General features: G+C 44.1%; 17 protein-coding genes and 3 tRNA genes. 11 read left to right on the top strand and 9 right to left on the bottom strand.

Annotated elements, in window-relative coordinates; genetic code table 11:
* The 5 genes from QVP94_RS11620 (at position 1) to QVP94_RS11600 (ending at position 2,444) form a co-directional block, all read left to right on the top strand.
* Entirely contained in the window at positions 1-1,257 is a 1,257-nt protein-coding gene (locus QVP94_RS11620; RefSeq protein ID WP_022192657.1) for an amidohydrolase, read from the top strand.
* Between the two features lie 11 nt (positions 1,258-1,268).
* Positions 1,269-2,096, top strand: coding sequence for a purine nucleoside phosphorylase I, inosine and guanosine-specific (locus tag QVP94_RS11615; RefSeq protein ID WP_022192656.1), 828 nt, complete (start codon positions 1,269-1,271; stop codon positions 2,094-2,096).
* Between the two features lie 78 nt (positions 2,097-2,174).
* Positions 2,175-2,247, top strand: a tRNA-Gly gene (locus tag QVP94_RS11610).
* Between the two features lie 16 nt (positions 2,248-2,263).
* Positions 2,264-2,347 (top strand) — tRNA-Leu (locus QVP94_RS11605).
* Between the two features lie 13 nt (positions 2,348-2,360).
* A tRNA-Leu gene (locus tag QVP94_RS11600) sits at positions 2,361-2,444 on the top strand.
* Between the two features lie 138 nt (positions 2,445-2,582).
* Here the strand turns inward: QVP94_RS11600 and QVP94_RS11595 are convergent.
* Positions 2,583-5,141, bottom strand: a complete 2,559-nt coding sequence (locus tag QVP94_RS11595) for an ATP-dependent Clp protease ATP-binding subunit (RefSeq protein ID WP_005856963.1) — start codon at positions 5,139-5,141, stop codon at positions 2,583-2,585.
* 204 nt (positions 5,142-5,345) lie between these two features.
* Between QVP94_RS11595 and gyrA the strand changes: the two genes are divergently transcribed.
* Together gyrA and QVP94_RS11585 are read left to right on the top strand one after the other, a co-directional pair.
* On the top strand, positions 5,346-7,958 hold the full coding sequence (gene gyrA, locus QVP94_RS11590) for a DNA gyrase subunit A (protein WP_022192655.1): 2,613 nt from the start codon (positions 5,346-5,348) through the stop codon (positions 7,956-7,958).
* 42 nt (positions 7,959-8,000) lie between these two features.
* Positions 8,001-9,218 carry a tetratricopeptide repeat protein gene (locus QVP94_RS11585; protein WP_009017452.1) on the top strand — a complete coding sequence of 406 codons (1,218 nt, stop codon included), beginning with the start codon at positions 8,001-8,003 and terminating at the stop codon, positions 9,216-9,218.
* A gap of 297 nt (positions 9,219-9,515) precedes the next feature.
* Here QVP94_RS11585 and QVP94_RS11580 read toward each other — a convergent pair whose 3' ends face one another.
* Genes QVP94_RS11580 through QVP94_RS11555 form a run of 6 tightly spaced genes read right to left on the bottom strand, consistent with a single transcriptional unit; the run spans position 9,516 to position 13,287 of the window.
* A complete protein-coding gene (locus QVP94_RS11580) occupies positions 9,516-10,049 on the bottom strand; it encodes an ATP-binding protein (RefSeq protein ID WP_005862300.1) in 534 nt (177 codons plus the stop codon).
* A complete protein-coding gene (locus QVP94_RS11575; protein ID WP_008779888.1) occupies positions 10,042-10,788 on the bottom strand; it encodes a PHP domain-containing protein in 747 nt (248 codons plus the stop codon). The genes QVP94_RS11580 and QVP94_RS11575 overlap by 8 nt, the downstream gene beginning before the upstream one ends.
* On the bottom strand, positions 10,785-11,129 hold the full coding sequence (locus QVP94_RS11570) for a DRTGG domain-containing protein (protein WP_022192654.1): 345 nt from the start codon (positions 11,127-11,129) through the stop codon (positions 10,785-10,787). Before QVP94_RS11570 ends, QVP94_RS11575 begins: the two co-directional genes overlap by 4 nt.
* Positions 11,116-12,495, bottom strand: coding sequence for a [Fe-Fe] hydrogenase large subunit C-terminal domain-containing protein (locus QVP94_RS11565; RefSeq protein ID WP_022192653.1), 1,380 nt, complete (start codon positions 12,493-12,495; stop codon positions 11,116-11,118). Before QVP94_RS11565 ends, QVP94_RS11570 begins: the two co-directional genes overlap by 14 nt.
* A gap of 3 nt (positions 12,496-12,498) precedes the next feature.
* Positions 12,499-12,924: an ATP-binding protein gene (locus QVP94_RS11560; RefSeq protein WP_005856948.1), complete on the bottom strand. Its 426-nt coding sequence runs from the start codon at positions 12,922-12,924 to the stop codon at positions 12,499-12,501.
* Between the two features lie 18 nt (positions 12,925-12,942).
* Positions 12,943-13,287 carry a hypothetical protein gene (locus QVP94_RS11555; protein WP_005856945.1) on the bottom strand — a complete coding sequence of 115 codons (345 nt, stop codon included), beginning with the start codon at positions 13,285-13,287 and terminating at the stop codon, positions 12,943-12,945.
* A 112-nt stretch (positions 13,288-13,399) separates the two neighbouring features.
* On the opposite strand from QVP94_RS11555, the gene QVP94_RS11550 reads away from it, so the two are divergent.
* Complete coding sequence (locus QVP94_RS11550) at positions 13,400-14,773, top strand: aminopeptidase P family protein (RefSeq protein WP_005856943.1); 1,374 nt, start codon at positions 13,400-13,402, stop codon at positions 14,771-14,773.
* 99 nt (positions 14,774-14,872) lie between these two features.
* On the opposite strand, the gene QVP94_RS11545 is transcribed toward QVP94_RS11550, so the two are convergent.
* Both QVP94_RS11545 and QVP94_RS11540 read right to left on the bottom strand, forming a co-directional pair.
* Positions 14,873-15,553 (bottom strand): hypothetical protein, encoded by a 681-nt coding sequence (locus QVP94_RS11545; protein ID WP_005856941.1) that lies wholly within the window; start codon positions 15,551-15,553, stop codon positions 14,873-14,875.
* A 241-nt stretch (positions 15,554-15,794) separates the two neighbouring features.
* Positions 15,795-16,295, bottom strand: coding sequence for a thioredoxin family protein (locus QVP94_RS11540; RefSeq protein WP_005856939.1), 501 nt, complete (start codon positions 16,293-16,295; stop codon positions 15,795-15,797).
* A 694-nt stretch (positions 16,296-16,989) separates the two neighbouring features.
* Between QVP94_RS11540 and QVP94_RS11535 the strand changes: the two genes are divergently transcribed.
* Genes QVP94_RS11535 through QVP94_RS11525 form a run of 3 tightly spaced genes read left to right on the top strand, consistent with a single transcriptional unit; the run spans position 16,990 to position 18,912 of the window.
* Positions 16,990-17,817 carry an ABC transporter ATP-binding protein gene (locus tag QVP94_RS11535; protein WP_022192652.1) on the top strand — a complete coding sequence of 276 codons (828 nt, stop codon included), beginning with the start codon at positions 16,990-16,992 and terminating at the stop codon, positions 17,815-17,817.
* A 13-nt stretch (positions 17,818-17,830) separates the two neighbouring features.
* Entirely contained in the window at positions 17,831-18,547 is a 717-nt protein-coding gene (locus tag QVP94_RS11530) for a hypothetical protein (RefSeq protein WP_022192651.1), read from the top strand.
* A complete protein-coding gene (locus QVP94_RS11525) occupies positions 18,544-18,912 on the top strand; it encodes a GntR family transcriptional regulator (protein WP_022192650.1) in 369 nt (122 codons plus the stop codon). Before QVP94_RS11530 ends, QVP94_RS11525 begins: the two co-directional genes overlap by 4 nt.
* The last annotated feature ends 2 nt before the right edge of the window (positions 18,913-18,914 follow it).

The raw sequence follows: 18,914 nt of genomic DNA, 5'->3' as shown, positions 1-18,914 counted from the left end.
ATGAGTATATTAATAAAGAATGTCCTGTTTAACGATAAAACGATTGATATCTATATCGAAGGAAAAGAGATCAAGCAAATAGGAGCGGAGCTGTCCTTTCCTGCCGATAAGATACTGGATGGTAGCCGTAAAGCCGTCATTCCCGGTTTCGTGAACGCTCATACGCATGCTGCCATGACTTTGTTCCGCGGCTTTGGCGATGATATGCCGCTTATGCCGTGGCTTGAGCAAAAGATCTGGCCGAATGAGGCGAAAATGACCCGTGAGGATGTATATTGGGGAGCGAAATTAGCGTGTTTGGAAATGATAAAAAGTGGCACGACCACTTTCTTCGACATGTATCAACGCCCTCGTGTCACGGCCGATGTGACGGAAGAGATGGGATTGCGAGGTATCATAGCCGGCGTTTGCTTCGATGGTTTTGATAAAGAAGAGGCGGAGAAATGCAAACGCCATAACGAACGACTGATCCAAGATGTGGATAACTACAGCAAACGGGTTCGCTTCTCGATCGGGCCGCACGCTATCTATACCGTTTCCGGTGAGCTTCTGAAATGGGCGCATCAGTTCGCCATGGAACACCAAATCCCTATCCATCTGCATCTGGCAGAGACAGAGGGGGAAGTGAAAGACTCTCTCGATAGATTCGGACTCACTCCCGTACGTTATTTATATGAGTTAGGTGTGCTTTCTCCACGTTTGATCATCGCTCATGGAATTTACATCGATGATGATGAGCTTCGTATGCTGGCCGATCATGAAGTCAAGGTCGTGCACAACCCGGCCTCCAACATGAAACTGGCTTCCGGCATTCATTTTAAGTTCAAGGAAATGCGCCAATTGGGTATTACCGTGGGATTGGGAACGGACGGTTGTTCCTCTTCCAATAACTTGGATATGATCGAGGCGATGAAGCTGGCTTCCCTATTAGGAAAAGCCTGGCGAAAGGATCCCGAAGCCTTGACCGCGAATGAGATGCTGCAAGCCGCTACGGCGGAAGGAGCCGCTATGTTCGGTTTAAAAGCCGGGCAGATCAAGGAGGGGCATTTAGCCGATCTATGCTTGATCGATCTCAACACCCCCGCTTTTACCCCGAACTTCAATTTCGTCTCTAATCTGGTATACGCCGCCAACGGTAGTTGCGTGGATACCGTTATCTGTGATGGTAAAATATTGATGGAGAATAAGAAGGTACCGGGAGAGGACGAGATTATGGAGAAAACGGCAGAGATAGCCTATAACTTAATGAAACGTTAAATTGATTAAATATGGAAATGATTAAAACCGAACAATATCGGGAAGCGGCCTCCTATTTAGCGAGCCGGATCGAAGGTAACCCGGAGACCGCCATTATCCTTGGTAGTGGCTTAGGCTCTTTAGCCGATCAAATAACAGACCCTATAGTGATACCTTATGCGGAGATCCCACATTTTATGAAATCTACCGCTACCGGGCATAAGGGGAATTTTATTTGTGGCAAACTAGGAGATAAGCAAGTCTTGGCTATGCAAGGCCGTTTTCATTACTATGAGGGTTACACGATGCAACAGGTGACTTTCCCCGTACGTGTAATGAAACTCTTAGGAATCAAGAACCTTTTGGTCTCGAACGCCGCCGGAGGTATCAATAACACCTTCAAGGTAGGCGATCTGATGATCATCCGGGATCATATCAATATGATGCCGAACCCATTGATCGGTCCGAACAATGAGGATTTCGGCACTCGTTTCCCGGATATGACCCGTGCTTATGATCGTGAATTTATCCGCTATGTGGAAGAAATAGCCGCCTCCCGATCTATCCCGTTAAAGAAAGGTGTATATGTAGGTTTGACAGGCCCTTCCTTCGAGACTCCTTCCGAGTATGCTTTCTATGGAAAAGTCGGGGGAGATGCGATCGGTATGAGTACGGTACCGGAAGTAATCGTGGCACGTCATGCGGGCTTGCGTGTATTCGGTATGTCTGTCATCACGAACGAAGGTTATCACTTCGCTGACGACTTTGTAAATGATGGTGCCGATGTTATCGTAGCGGCTAATAAAGCAGCATCTGTTATGACACAACTATTTACGGAATTGGTCAAAAAAATCCAATAAAAAAGTAGCGCAAAGGCTTGGTGGTTTCAATGAAATCACTACCTTTGCACTCGCAATCGAAACAAAGCGGTTGTATATGCGGAAGTAGCTCAGTTGGTAGAGCATAACCTTGCCAAGGTTAGGGTCGCGGGTTCGAGTCCCGTCTTCCGCTCTTTCTCGTATTGATTGCCCAGGTGGCGGAATTGGTAGACGCGCTCGTTTCAGGTGCGAGTGGTTTTGCGATCGTGCAGGTTCGAGTCCTGTTCTGGGCACCCTTCCTAAAATGCGCAGGTGGTGGAATTGGTAGACACGCTACTTTGAGGGGGTAGTGCCGGTTACGGCGTGTGAGTTCAAGTCTCATCCTGCGTACTTAAGTAAAAAAAGAAATAAGAGCATGATCTATTCTATTAGGTCATGCTTTTTTGCATGTCAAAATGACAGACGAATAAGATGGACGAACATAAAAAAAGCCGGACTCACGCCCGGCTTCTATATTCATAGACAAACTTATTCAGCATCTTTCTTTTTTATCGAAGTCGTGATTTTCTGCTCTTCCTTATCAAAGTCTACGATAATCGTATCGCCTTCACCTACTGAGGCACGGATAATCATCTCCGCCATCTCATCTTCCAGATACTTCTGGATCGCACGCTTCAACGGACGGGCACCGAATTGGACATCGTAGCCTTTTGTGGCGATGAAATCTTTTGCCTCGTCTGTGATCGACAACTCATAGCCCAGATTTGATACACGCTGATACAGACCCTGCAACTCAATATCGATAATCTTATGAATAGCGGCTTTATCAAGCTGATCGAACATAATGATATCATCCACACGGTTCAAGAACTCTGGAGCAAATGCTTTATTCAACGCTTTCTGGATCACGCTACGGGAGAAATCCTTATCCGGCTCACCAGCCATCTGGGTATTGAAACCAACGCCACGGCCGAAATCTTTCAATTGCCGGGTACCAATATTGGAAGTCATGATCAAGATCGTATTCTTGAAATCAATACGTCTACCCAGACTATCCGTCAAACGGCCTTCATCCAAGACTTGCAGCAGCAAGTTAAATACATCCGGATGCGCTTTCTCGATTTCGTCCAATAAGACCACCGAATAGGGCTTGCGACGTACTTTCTCTGTTAACTGGCCACCTTCCTCGTAACCAACGTATCCGGGAGGCGCTCCGATCAAACGGGAAACAGCGAATTTCTCCAAGTATTCACTCATATCGATACGTACCAAAGAATCCGCCGAATCAAATAGATATTCAGCAAGCTTCTTGGCCAAGTGAGTTTTACCTACACCCGTCGGTCCTAGGAACATAAAAGTTCCGATCGGCTTATTCGGATCTTTCAAGCCAACACGGTTACGTTGAATTGCCTTTACGATCTTTTGAACAGCATCATCCTGCCCGACCACCTTACTTTTCAATACGTCCGCCATTTCCAGAAGCTTGACATTCTCTGCCTTAGCGATACGTTGAACAGGCACACCGGACATCATGGCAACAACTTCAGCGACCTTCTCTTCATCAACGGTCTCCCGATGTTCTTGAAGCTCTTGTTCCCATTTAGCTTTCGCAGCCTCCAGTTGCAATAAATACTGACGCTCCTTATCGCGGAAACTTGCGGCTAACTCAAAGTTCTGAGATTTCACGGCCGCTAATTTCTCATTCTTCGTATCCTCGATCTTTGCCTCAAGCTCTTCGATACTTTTCGGAACAATGATATTAGATATATGTACACGGGAACCGGCCTCGTCTAAAGCATCGATCGCCTTATCCGGGAAATTACGGTCACTGATATATCTTTCTGTCAATTTTACACACGCTTGTAAAGCATCTTCAGTATAGATCACGTTATGGTGCTCCTCATAACGAGGTTTGATATTACGCAAGATCTGCAAAGTTTCTTCCGCCGTAGTCGGATCAACGATCACTTTCTGGAAACGACGTTCCAACGCACCGTCTTTCTCGATATTCTTACGATATTCATCCAAAGTAGTAGCGCCAATGCATTGAATCTCACCACGAGCCAACGCAGGTTTCAGCATATTCGCCGCATCCATAGATCCGGAAGCGGAACCAGCGCCAACAATCGTATGAATCTCATCGATAAAGAGGATGATATTCGGGTTCTTCGATAACTCATTCAAGATAGCCTTAATACGTTCCTCGAATTGTCCGCGGTATTTCGTACCGGCGACAATAGAAGCCATATCCAAGCTAATCACACGCTTATCGAATAACACCCGGGAAACCTTACGCTGAATAATGCGTAAAGCCAATCCCTCTACGATAGCTGACTTACCCACACCCGGCTCACCAATCAATACCGGATTATTTTTCTTCCTACGGCTTAATATCTGGGCCAAACGCTCGATCTCCTTCTCACGTCCCACAATCGGGTCTAGACGGTTTTCTGCGGCGGCACGTGTCATATCCGTTCCGAAGTTATCCAGAACAGGTGTATCATTAGGGGATTTCGGTTGAGCGGCTCCCGCTCCAGTACCGGAAGAGGGGCGAGATGCCTCACGACGAGAGGAGAAACCTTCGTCCTCGTCATCTTCGTCATCATCCGTATATCCGTCGCTGATCTCGTCGAATTCCTCCATATTATTCAAACCGGTTCCGCTTACTAATATATTATATGCGGAACGATAAGTAATACCCGCGTCGTTCAACACCTTGGCAGCGACATTAAACTCCTCTTTCAATATCGCCAATAGAAGATGTTCCGTATCGGTCTCATCTTCCTTGAATAAACGAGATTCCAGCATACTCATACGCAAGACACGTTCTGTAGTCTTACTTATAGCGATCTCATGCTGGACAGAATCCTCAGAATCGAATGTATTCTTTATTTCTTGCTCAATCTTGCGTTTAATATCCATCGGATCGGTATGTAGCTCTCGCAAGACACGCATTGCCTCGCCTTCGCCTTCCCGGATGATGCCTAGCATCAAATGTTCCGGCCCGATATAGCTATTCTGGAGCCTAGCCGCTTCTTCACGGCTATACTCAATCACGTCAATCAATCTTTTCGAATAATTTTTCATACTATATTATATATGTACTGATTACGCAAAGTTACATAATCTATTCCAACTATCATCAAATTTCGTGCCATTATTCCTTAATAAGCCTTGAAAAGCCCGGAGGCGCAAAATTTCAAGACAAATTCTTTCGTAGTATACGGAAAAACCTTACCTTAGTGCAATTTTTCAGAGGTGAGATATTGAGTGTAATTAATATAAAACTAAATGGTTGATCAAGACAGAATTATTAAGATTAACATCGAAGAGGAAATGAAATCGGCATACATTGATTATTCAATGTCTGTCATTGTTTCACGTGCTCTTCCTGATGTTAGGGATGGCTTTAAGCCGGTTCACCGCCGTATTTTATTTGGAATGAATGAACTGGGTAACACATCCGACAAACCTTATAAAAAATCTGCGAGAATAGTTGGTGAAGTTTTAGGTAAATATCATCCACATGGCGACTCGTCTGTATATTTCGCCATGGTTCGTATGGCCCAGACATGGTCTATGCGTTATCCGTTAGTAGACGGACAAGGTAACTTCGGTTCAGTGGACGGTGATAGTCCTGCCGCTATGCGTTATACAGAGGCACGACTGAGTAAACTCGCCGAAGAAATGCTCCGGGATATCGATAAGGACACGGTAGATTTCCAGCTTAACTTCGATGATACGTTGAAGGAGCCAACCGTATTGCCGACTCGTGTTCCTAACTTACTTGTAAATGGTGGATCGGGTATCGCCGTTGGTATGGCTACGAATATGCCGACTCATAACTTGAGCGAGGTATTAGATGGTTGTATCGCTTATATCGATGCCAAGGGAGATATCGAGGTAGAGGGCTTAATGCAATATATCAAGGCTCCGGACTTCCCTACAGGCGCTACAATTTATGGCTACGCTGGCGTGAAAGACGCTTTCGAGACGGGTAGGGGACGTATCATCCTTCGCGGTAAAGCCGAGATTGAGGTGGAGAATAATCATGAGAAGATTATTATTACCGAGATTCCTTATTTGGTAAATAAGGCTGAGTTGATCAAGTATATCGCTGACCTAGTAAACGAGAAGCGTATCGATGGCATTTCCAATGTCAATGACGAGTCCGACCGTAGCGGTATGCGTATCGTAGTTGACGTGAAACGTGACGCAAACTCGAGTGTCGTACTGAATAAATTGTATAAGCTTACGGCTCTGCAATCCTCATTCAGCGTTAATAATATCGCTTTGGTGAACGGCCGTCCGAGGTTGCTTAACTTAAAAGACTTAATCAAGGCGTTTGTTGAGCACCGTCATGAGGTCGTTATCCGGCGTACAAAATATGAATTGAGGAAAGCGGAAGAGAGAGCCCATATATTGGAAGGCTTGATCATCGCTTCCGATAATATAGACGAGGTAATCGCGATTATCAAGTCTTCCAAGAGCCCGCAAGAGGCTATCGAGCGTTTGATCGAACGTTTCTCTTTATCTGAGCTTCAAGCACGTGCGATTGTCGAGATGAGACTTCGTCAGTTGACAGGTCTGGAACAAGACAAATTGCGTGCGGAATATGAGGAGATCGAGAAGTTGATCGCTTATTTGAATGAGATTCTGGAGAATGAGGACCTTTGTATGAAGGTTATCAAAGATGAATTATTGGAAATCAAGGATAAATTTGGCGACGAACGTAAGACGGATATCGTTTACGCCTCTGAGGAATTAAATCCGGAGGATTTCTATGCGGATGATCAGATGATCATTACCGTATCTCATATGGGATATATCAAACGTACCCCGTTGAGTGAGTTCCGTGCGCAAGGCCGTGGTGGTGTAGGAGCGAAGGGTTCCGAGACTAGAGACGAGGATTTCGTTGAGTATATCTATCCGGCATCCATGCACGCGACCTTATTATTCTTCACGGCAAAAGGTAAATGTTATTGGTTGAAGGTATTCGAGATTCCGGAAGGAGCTAAGAACGCTAAAGGGCGTGCGATCCAGAATCTTCTGAATATCGAGCCGGATGATAAGGTACAAGCCTTTATACGTGTTAAGAAATTAACCACCGATACGGAATTCATTAATTCTCATTACCTATTATTCTGTACGAAGAAAGGCGTGATCAAAAAGACTTTGTTGGAGGCCTATTCCCGTCCTCGTCAAAACGGTGTGAACGCTATTACATTGCGTGAAGACGATGGCTTGATCCAAGTATGTATGACGAATGGCAACAACGAGGTGATCATAGCGAACCGTAACGGCCGGGCGATCCGTTTCCATGAAAGCGCGGTACGTGTAATGGGCCGTACGGCTTCCGGAGTGAAAGGTATGACTTTGGACGAGGATAATACCGATGAAGTCGTTGGTATGATCTGTATCAAGGACAAGGAAAAAGAGACCGTACTCGTCGTATCTGAGCAGGGATATGGAAAACGTTCCTCTATCGAGGATTATCGTATAACGAATCGTGGCGGTAAAGGCGTAAAAACCATTAATATCACGGAGAAGACCGGCAAATTAGTTGCCATCAAGAATGTTACGGACGAGAACGATTTAATGATTATCAATAAGTCGGGTATCGCTATCCGTATGAAAGTGGCCGATTTGAACGTAATAGGACGTGCTACTCAAGGTGTTCGTTTGATTAATCTAGAAAAGCGCAACGACGAAATCGCTTCTGTATGTAAAGTATTGTCTGAGAGTGAAGAGGAGATAGCCGAGCAAAAAGCGGAACAAGAAGCCAGACAAGAGAATGAGGGAAGAGAGTTGAGTGAGAATCAAGCTAGTCTAGGTACCGATGTTGATCTACCGGAATCAGAGGAGGATAACGAACAAAATGATAACGAAGAAATAACTGAATAATTTTAAACAAATAGAAATATTAATCTCAAAATTACTATCGCAATGAAACGAGTATTATTAACAGTGGCACTATGTGTCGCAGCATCGGTCTCTTTTGCACAGAAAAAAGCTGTAAATGAGGCTCAAAGTATAGCTAAGGGTTCAACTCCTGATTTCTCGGAAGCCAGAACTCTTATTAAAGGAGCTTTGGAAAATCCAGAAACAAAGGATGACGCTAAAACTTGGTATGTTGCCGGTTTTATCGAGGATCAACAGTTCAGCAACGAAAGAACTAAACAAGTCTTGGGCCAACAACCGGACGAGCCTGTTATGTACGAGGCATTGGGTAGTATTTTGCCATACTTTGAGAAAGCATATGAGTTAGATCAACTTCCTAATGAAAAAGGAAAAGTTAAACCTAAGTTCACGAAAGATATCAAAGGTATCCTAGGAGCAAACCACGTATATTACATCAATGGTGGTGCTTACTATTTCGATCAGAAAGATTATAACAAAGCTTACGATTTCTTCGAGCAATACTTGAAAATATCTGATATGCCGATGTTTAAAGGTGAGGCTGTCGCTGAAAGAGATTCAAACTTCATGACAGTTCAGTTCTATGCCGCTGTAGCAGCGACCCAACTTGGCGATTCTCAAAAAGCTATCGCAGCGTTAGAGCGTGCTAAAAATACGGATTATAGAGCAAGCGAGGTATATCAATACTTATGCTATGAGTATGAGCAAGCTAAAGATACCGTGAATTTAGAGAAGACTTTGGAAGAAGGTTTGAATAAATTCCCTGAGGAACAGTATTTCTTAATGAGCCTTATAAACAATTACATCTATTCTAATAGAAATGAGAAAGCTATTGAATATTTGAACACAGCTATCGCTAAGGATTCCAACAATCCACAGCTTTACGATGTAATGGGCCGTGTTTATGAGACTGGTTTGAAAGATTACGCTAAAGCTGAAGAGTATTTCAAGAAAGCATTGGCGATCAATCCGGACTATATCGAATCTCTCTCTAACTTAGGTCGTGTATATTACAACCAAGGTGTAAACAAGCAAGGTGAGGCTAATATGATCAACGACGCAAAACAATATCAAGAGGAATTAGGCAAAGCTAAGGAATTCTTTAAGCTAGCTCTTCCTTACTTTGAGAAAGCTCACCAAATGAAACCAGAAGAAAGAGAATATATGACCGCTTTAAGAGGTATTTACTACAACTTGAATATGGGTGATAAATTCGATGCTATTGAAGCAGAGATGAATAAGTAATTTCTTCTTTCAGAATAAATGGAACCGTCTAGTAATATAAGGTTACTAGGCGGTTTTTTATTTGTGTATCATGTATCGGAGTAGTCATTTCTTGATCGTTCATAATACTATTAAACATAATGGGAATTATAAAATTAATGGCAAGATAAGGATAAATTAGTGCATTCAAGCAAAGCTTGTAGCTGCTTTGAGTAAAGACACAGATCTTTTCACGGCTGTGAAACGTTTGTTTCATGGATGTGAAAAGATCGTATCACAGCTGTGAAAAGATCAGATCACCTATATGAAAAGATTAATTCAGCTTGACGCGACTATTTGATTCGCTATTAACTCCTTCAAATAAAGCATGACTTTCGGATGACTTAATGGCATGTCCTCTAGGATTTCTTTAAGCTCTCGCGTACTGATATCAAATGAAACCAGATCTGAATGATATGAGAAATGAATGTTTATGTCTGGATTACTGCCTATAAGCATAGCCATTGTACCCGCCAAATCTCCCCAAGGCGGACAATCAATATGAGATGAGACAAAACAAGCAACAACTACCGTACCTTTTCCCTGTATGGAAGATATTTCCACATTCCCGCCTGTTTGCTCCGCGTTTTGTATCAAGAAAGGTAAGCCTAGACCCACTTTTCGTGTCGTGCGAGTCGTATAAAACGGATTACGGATCAGAGAGACTGTTTCCGGATCCATACCACAGCCATTATCCGCGATACGAATACATATGGATGTGTCCTTTATCTGTATATCTATCTCTATATCAGAAGCTTTTGCTCTAATACTATTAGCGGTTATATCCGTGATATGAAACGAGAGATTATCCATGAGAGGCGAAAATTAAGTGATTGTCTTTTTGATCAAAAGCCTTTCGTAAGCCATCGAAGGTTAATTCCTCCGTTTGCCAAATGGAGGGCTGAGTACCTATTTGTTCGGGGTAATGAGCATCCGAGGCTGAGTATTGAGTCTGCTCTTTCAAATACCCGTGAATAGACAATAACTTACTGTATCTTTGCTGATTATTATATTCAATAGCATCTAAAGATAAGCAGGGGTCTATAAAACCTAATTGACTGATCAAGCTGAATGACGGACGTTCTACATGGGCGGCTACAAATAGAGCATCCACCTTACGTGCTTGAGCGGCTATTTGGTTTACGCTTTGATCCAAGGCGGAGAGCAAAAGATAGGGCACTTCTCCTAGAATCTCATTCTCCGCATTCACCCAAACTTGATCGCCAAAACGTTCCGGATCATTTGGAATTGGAGGGAGATGCTCTTCTAAATATCGTTGGAATCGCTTACGGGATTCATCGGTCGGGAAATAAACCAGACAATGCGCTTCCTCACGGGTCGTAACTTCTACGCCCGCAAAGACCCTTAGTCCGAATCTCTCGCCAAGGGATTGAATCTCCGGGCATTGTAAGGTCGTATTATGATCCGTAATGGCAATAGCATCCAAACCTTTCGCTAAGGAACGACGCACGATCTCCGATGGACTCATTTCCAGACTGCCGCATGGCGACAGGCAAGTATGGATATGTAAATCAGCTAAATACTGTTTCATCCATTCTCATTCTGTAATAAGCGGTAAATCATACCGGAAGCCTCGAATGCGGAGCGTGTAGTTCCTAAAAGAGGGACAGCCTCTTCCCTACCTTTTTGTAAGGTCTCATCATCCGGAGAGGTTCCGTTCACGATCAATACCGCGGAGACGTCTTTTAAAGTAGCCACGGCCAGTATATTCTGATGCGTTTGCATGGTAATCCATAGCATACCCTCCTCGATATGCCCCATGACATCACTTAGTAAATCGCTCGTATAGCCTCCGGTTATCTCTGTATCAAGGCCCTCTTCTCCACAAAATACAGTAAGATTCAACATCTTCACTAAATCACAAACCTTCATATTTAGCTCCTTTCTTATAACAATCCTTATTTAAACGATCTTTCCCCCATGTCTTCTCAACGATACGGAAGGCATGCTCTTGGTCTAGTTTACCGTGCTTCTCCATATTACGTTGCATAAATACGCAATCACTAAATTGAGCCTCGTGGCGTACGATATCCTCGGCCAAGCTTTGACAGTTCGGGCTGCCGCAAGCGCCACAATCGATTCCCGGTAGGTAGCACATCAATTTCCGCACTTGCTCCATTTTCTTCAGCATCTCATCGATCGTTCCTTCGTACAACCGTTTGGGATTCGGTTGCACCGGACGGATCGTAATATGCTGCCTCAAATAGGATAAAGCCTCGAAATTATCGGCGGCGTATATCATCGGTACTTTATCCCGGTTCATGGATCGCTTCATGATACGCTCGGCCGTGAGGAAACGGTTCGCTACGGCTAATACACCTCCGGCACAGCTACGGTCGCAAGCCCTCAGTTCCAGAAAGTCTACGTTACGTACCTCGCTGGTCGTTTCCATTCGTTCCAAGAAATCGATCACATTATGGATCTCATCGATCGCGAGGCAACGACCGGAGAAATGTTTGGCCTCCCCTCCTGTCTGGCTCCATCGCATCTCTTTTTTCGTTAATGGCGGAGGAAGCTCACATTCCGGCTCATATCCTCTCGGGCGATTCTTAAGAATATGGTATACCTTATTATATAGGGTATCCATATTTATCACGCCTTTGATCGTAGATGAATAACCTTCCGCTCCCTTCAACGCCGCGATTTTCGCCGCGCAAGGCGTAACATAAAAGATACCGATCTCTTCCGAGGGAACACCTTGCCCTTCCAATATCTTATGATAATAAGTGGCCGAGGCGTTTACCGGCGCTTTCACCAATAAGATATTATCCACCAGCGCAGGGAAACGGACTTGTATCAACCGGACGATAGCGGGGCAAAAAGAACTGATCACCGGCTTTTCCTCGGCGTTTTCCATCTGCCGTACCATTTCCTTATGGATCATATCGGCGGTAAACTCTACTTGGAAAACATGGGTAAAGCCCAGTTCCATAACGGCGCTGATAATTTCCTTCTCGGTCGTGTACTTTGAGAACTGCCCGATAAATACCGTGGGCATCAACGCTACCCTGCATTTATAATCAAATATACGCTGGAAGTCATCCTGCTCCACATAGATAGCCTCTGTCGGGCACGATTTCAAGCACTCGCCGCAATCCACGCACCAATCCTTATGGATCAAAGCCTTACCATCCCGGATACGGATCGCTCCCGTAGGGCACTCTTTCATGCAATGCGTACAGCCTATACAGCGGTCATTGTCAATCTTCAAGGCATGATAAAAATTAGCTTCCTCCATGGTCTACGCTCCTTCTTTATTAAACCATGTGACCATACGTACCGTGGTACCTACGTCTACTTGGCTCTCGATCGTTAATTCATCTACGTTCTTCTTCATATTTGGAAGTCCCATTCCGGCACCAAATCCCATTTCACGCACGGCCTCGGATGCCGTCGAATACCCTTCACGCATAGCTAGCGATATATCCGGGATTCCGGGCCCTTCATCCTTCAGTTCCAAAGATATTTTATCAGCGTCCAATTCAGCGACAACCGTTCCTCTCCAAGCGTGAGCCACGATATTCACCTCCGCCTCATAAAGCGCCACGACCACCCGCTTAATGATCCGGGGATCGATAGCCAATTGCTTCAAGACCTTCTTTATCTGGCTAGACGCATAACCCGCCTTCGAGAAATTACCACCCTCCAACTCAAACTTAAATAGCATATCTCACGACCTCCTTTCTTAATATATAGGAAGGAGCCCCGCACTATAAAGCTCTCCGACCGTATGATACATAGAATGATCCGTCTCCAGAAGAACCATATTGTTCTCACGAGCCAGCTCCAGCATATCCGGGGTTACTTTCTTCCCCCGCACGAAAAGTATATAAGAAACTTCCGCCATCTCCGCGGTACGGATCGTTTGCAAATTACAAAGTCCTGTCACCAACAGCACATCACCACAATCCAGCGTAAGCACGTCACTCATCAGATCGCTGGCAAAAGCGCACTGCACATCGTTCTCCCGTTTCTCTGAGCCACAGACGATGGAGGCATCGGTAAGTTCTTGAATTCTTTGAATCTTCATAAGGTACCAGAGGTTACATTTTACATGGGCTAATGTAAGAAATAATTTCGAATGTCGGCCTAGTATATTACATTAATTACTATCTTTGGTACACTAACAAAAAATAATCCTTATGTTCAGTAAAGAAACTTATATGGCCCGCCGGGCTAAGCTGAAACAAACCATAGGTTCCGGTTTGTTGCTATTCCTTGGAAACGACGAGAGTGGGATGAACTACGCCGATAATACGTATCACTTCCGTCAAGACTCTACCTTCTTGTATTTCTTCGGATTGCCATACGCCGGGTTATCCGCTATCATCGATATCGATAACGATAAGGAGATCATCTTTGGCGATGAGTTGACTATAGACGCGATTGTATGGATGGGTACGCAGCCCACCCTAAAAGAGAAGAGCGAGGCCGCAGGTATCAAGGAAGTCCGTCCTTTTAAGGAGATCGAGACTTATTTGAAGAATGCCCAGCAAAAAGGCCAGCCAATCCATTATCTGCCGACGTATCGTGCGGAACACCAGATCAAGTTATTCCAATGGTTGGGTATCGTACCCGGCGCGGAGAAACCTTCCGTGCCTTTTATCATGGGTGTCGTAAACCAACGGAATTACAAGAGCGAGGAAGAAATTGCCGAGATCGAGAAAGCCTGTATCGTAACCGCCGATATGCACCTGACTGCCATGCGTACCGTACGTCCGGGAATCCGGGAGTCGGATGTAGCGGCTGCCGTTGCGGAAGTCGCTTTCGCCAACAATTACCAGCTCTCCTTCCCTATCATCGCCACGATCAATGGGCAGACCTTGCACAACCATGATCATAGTCATATGATTAAGAGCGGTGATATGCTATTATTGGACGCCGGTGCCGAGACTGAGATGGGATATGCCGGAGATATGTCGTCCACCATCCCAGCCGACTCTAAGTTCACGACCCGTCAAAAAGACATCTATGATATTCAAGTAGCCGCCCATGAGGCTGCCGTAGCGGCTTTGCGCCCGGGTATTCCTTTCGTGGATGTATATGAGTTGTCTTGTAAAGTGATCATGGAGGGTTTAAAGGACCTTGGTTTCGTGAAAGGAGATCCGATGGAGGCCGTAAAAGCCGGTGCTCACGCCATGTTTATGCCTTGTGGCCTAGGCCACATGATGGGATTGGATGTACATGATATGGAGAATCTGGGAGAGGTATACGTTGGTTATGACGGACAGCCGAAGAGTACGGAATTCGGACGTAAGTCATTGCGCTTGGGACGTAAGCTGGAACCGGGTTTTGTCTTGACCATCGAGCCGGGTGTATACTTCATCCCTGAATTAATGGATTTATGGAGAGGCCAGAACAAGTTCACCGAATTCATCAATTACGAGAAGTTGTTTACATATAAGGATTTCAGTGGCATACGTAACGAGGAAGACTATCTGATTACCGAGAACGGCGCTCGTCTATTAGGAAAGAAGATCCCTTTGCGTACGGAAGAAGTAGAAGCAATTCGATAAATCCTATACATTATTATATATAAGCTTATGCAAAAGGGGGAGCCTTAAAAACAGCTCTCCCTTTTTGGGCTAAACGAGAAAGACAATGTATGAAACGATTTAAAACCGATATCCGATACTTAGAAAGAATGAATGCATAAAACGAATCCGAGGCATACTAAGCCTTTTCCCCTCTACAATGAAGTTTCGCCCTCCACTATATAAATCAAAATTCGAAAATATATACCCCAAAGAGAATATATACCGCTGGTCTATATCGAGGCTCAACATACTTTTAATATGATAAAATAACGATTTACCTCCCTTGTTCTTTATATGATCGAATTTTTGAGGTATCCATACCCCGGGAGTGTTTGGAACATAGCTTATATTAAACTCTTGATTGACAGGCAAAGGAATGGTTAATCCGGGTGAAACGACCAAAGAGAGTCCCGTATCCTTGTCTTTCCCGAATTTAAAAGCGGGAGTTACTAACTGGATGGCCGGACGTAACGCAAAGAAATGACAGCCCGGATTACTCTCATCTGAATCCCAGAACCACTGATTATCTCTTGAAAACCCCGTATAACTATCTTTCTCAATCGTATTACAGAAAAGCAACCCCATAGTAATTCCCACATAAGGAATCGGTAGATAAGTAACAGATGGCTCTACCTCCCATGCTGAATTATTATTCAAGGCACCGGAGAGTTCTACTTTCCACATATGGGATTTTTCTACCTCTTGCGCCTGTCCCTCAAAGGTAAAGATCAAACAAATAAAGAAAAGTATAGATCTCATTATTTATAGGATGTTAGTTGTTCATTTACAGTAAAGACAGAGGACCTTCTCAATCACCCTATCCATTAGGGTTAATAAATCAAAAAGAGTTAATAATAAACACGGACTTAAAAAGAAAGCGTACATTTCCTTCTCAGACTATACATGCTATTTCATCATCTCGAAACGAAAACTTGTGAATCGATAAAAAAAGGCTGTCCCATCTTGAAGTGGAACAGCCCTCTTTGCTAAATAATACTGATTAAATTGCTTTCAGAATCTCGGTCAGTTTTTCCGGGGTGACGTTGGCGGCGATTATCACTCCTTCGTCGTTAATCAAGAAGTTCTTGAAACCTTTTCTTAAATCATACTTCTTGTACAACTCTGACTCTTTACCCAGTCCTTCGTGAAATTGCGTTGACAGATCCAACTTGTCAATCTTTACCGTCTCGGTAAAAATAGATTCTTTCTCATCCATAGAGATCGAACACATCGCGATTTTGTCCGGACCAAACTTGTTAACCTCATTCGCCAATTGCACGTTACGAGCCCGCGATTCCGCATCGTAAGCCGCCCAAAAGTTGAGCAATGTATAACGTCCTAATTGGTTGTGGAAACTGGCTTTAGCGTCGTTTCCCAAAAACTCTATTCTCGGAGCTAGATCACCGGGGTTCACACCCTCGGTAAGTTTCGCCTTTTTCGAACCGGCAGACATTCCTAATAACGCTACCGATGCGATGAGAACATAAGCTCTTACCTTCATATTTTCAATTTTACGTTAAACTTAATCGGGGGAATCTCCCGGGGGATAAACTCCCGACTCCTGATTTTCAGGATCGTAAACAAGCATGTTTCTTTCGCTAAAGAGACACTTACTTGTCTTTAACGGGTGCAAATATAAAGCCAAATACTTCTTTCCACCAAATTATATAGCGATTTTCTGCAAATTAGCAAGCTTTTTTATATGTTTTAGCGCACACATCGATAAAAAATTAACTGTTTTGCAACATAAATTTAGAAGTAGAGTACCTTTTTCTCCCCGAGAGAACCGCAAAATCATCAAGAATCATTAGCTTCCCGCTCCCCTACCTTTAGACCGATAACAGGGAATCCTTAGCGATTTCATCTTTAAGTATAGATTATCCAACGGCTGTTGCATAATCTTTTAAGAATAGATTATCCACCGGCTGTTGCATAATCATCTAACAGTTGGTGCATGATCTTCCAACAGCCGTTAGAAGATCATGCACCAACTGAAAAATTAGCAATGCTTCAAGAGCAAACCGCTAATCCTTCTTGGAAAAGAGGCTAATAGCATTAAGAGATTCCCTTTAATCACCTTGTACTGCCATCTTGAAAAATAAAAGGAAAAAAATACCCTTCCCTCTTGTTTATTCAAAAACTTCCACTACATTTGCAGTGTACTATTAAACTAATACACTAAAGCAGCAAAACATATGATTACATTAAAAGAACTCTCATTCAGCTATAGCCGCAAAAAAGAGGTACTTGATCGTATCAATCTTGAGGTTGGATCGGGACACATCTGTGGCTTATTGGGAAAGAACGGTGAAGGAAAGACTACGCTTCTAAACCTTCTAAGCGGACAGATCTTTCCGGATCAAGGTTCTTGCCTCGTATTGGAGGAAATTCCTTCCGAGAGAAACGCTCGTTTCTTGCAGCAGATCTTCTTATTGCCGGAGGAAATCTCCATGCCGGAGGTCACCGCCATAGAATATATAAAGATGTACGCACCTTTTTATCCGACATTTAGGGACGATATCTGCAAGGCTTGCGTAGAATCGTTTGAGATCAATCTATCCGATCGCCTGTCGAAAATGTCTCAAGGGCAACGGAAAAAGGTGGCGATAACCTTGGCACTGGCCGCTCATACGCCCCTGCTTCTAATGGATGAGCCTACAAATGGGCTGGACATTCCCTCGAAAGCGACATTCCGCAGACTGGTAGCCTCTTTGATAGATGACAATCAGACGGTTATTATCTCCACGCATCAGGTCAGGGATCTGGAAAGCTTGATCGACACGGTATTGATCTTAGACCAAAGGCAAATCCTATTGAATAAGACGTTGAACGAGATCGGCGAGAAACTTTATTTCGGACCACTCCTGCCGGAAGAGAAAGCTCTTTATTCCGAGCCTACCCCGCAAGGGACAATAGGCGTCACCGCAAGAAATGGCAAGGAAGAGACGGCCGTATCCTTAGAGTTGCTCTTTAACGCGGCGATAACGTATCCCAAAGAGATCCAAAGAATCATGAACTCCTAAAATGCACATAGTTATGAAAACAGATTTCAGTATACAACGCATCAATCTTTTACTTCGCAAAGATTGGATAGAGAATAAGAAGAAATTAGCTTATGGGGTGTTGGTCATCCTCGGAGTCCTCCTTTTTTTCCTGTTATCCTCCATTTTATGGGCTACGAGATTCCGTACCTTTACATTATATGTATTGGGATCATTGGGAACTTTTATCGCTTTCTGTAGCTACGTAAACTTAATGATACACCGCCCTAGAGGATTGTTCTTAACGCTTCCCGCGAGCAACCAAGAGAAATTTGCCGCTATCCTGATCGAAGGTATCGTGGTATTCTTAACGTACCAAGTCACGTTTTGGATCGGGACGGGAATAGCCTCCATGCTTATTCATATACAGCCTGTAGCATTCAAGGACATTACCATGCCCTTGCAAGAGTTCACCATGCTGGCGTTTGTCGGTTCCTTGATGTTCCTCTCTTACGTCACATTCAAGAAGTATGCTTTAGGAATCGCTTGTGGCGGATATATATTGATAGTTGCCTCTATCATAGGGATTGTCTATCTATGTATAAGCACGTTGAACATCCAGTCGGGTATGGATAGATTCTGTTATGAGTCTTCCCCACTTTATACCGCCGTGTATTGGCTAAGTTTTGCCTTTACACCCGCATTTCTCATCGCTACCCTCGTGGTCTTGTACGTCGCTTATCTAAAACTTAAAGAAAAGGAACTAAGATGAACTACAATACGAATCAATCCATATTTATCCAGATAGCCGACCGGATTTGCGACCGAGTATTGAGTGGTAATTACAAAGCCGATAGCCGTATCCCGTCCGTACGGGAACTGGCAGTAGAGATGGAAGTGAATCCGAACACGGTCATGCGTTCCTTCGAACGTCTGCAAGCGAATGAAATTATTTACAACAAGCGTGGGATCGGCTACTTCGTCGCTTCCGACGCCGAGCAAAAAATCCGTGAGATGCGCCATAACCAGTTCGTGGAAGAGGTACTTCCCGCCGTCTTCAAGGAGATGCACCTGCTAGATGTAGGTATCGACGAGCTTACGAAAGCCTATACATTATATATATCTACCATTAAATAAAG

The organism is Parabacteroides sp. CAG:2 (assembly GCF_000436315.1).
Lineage (GTDB): Bacteria > Bacteroidota > Bacteroidia > Bacteroidales > Tannerellaceae > Parabacteroides > Parabacteroides distasonis.
Note: the sequence above shows the minus strand (reverse complement) of the source record. Positions and strands in the feature narration are given on the sequence as shown.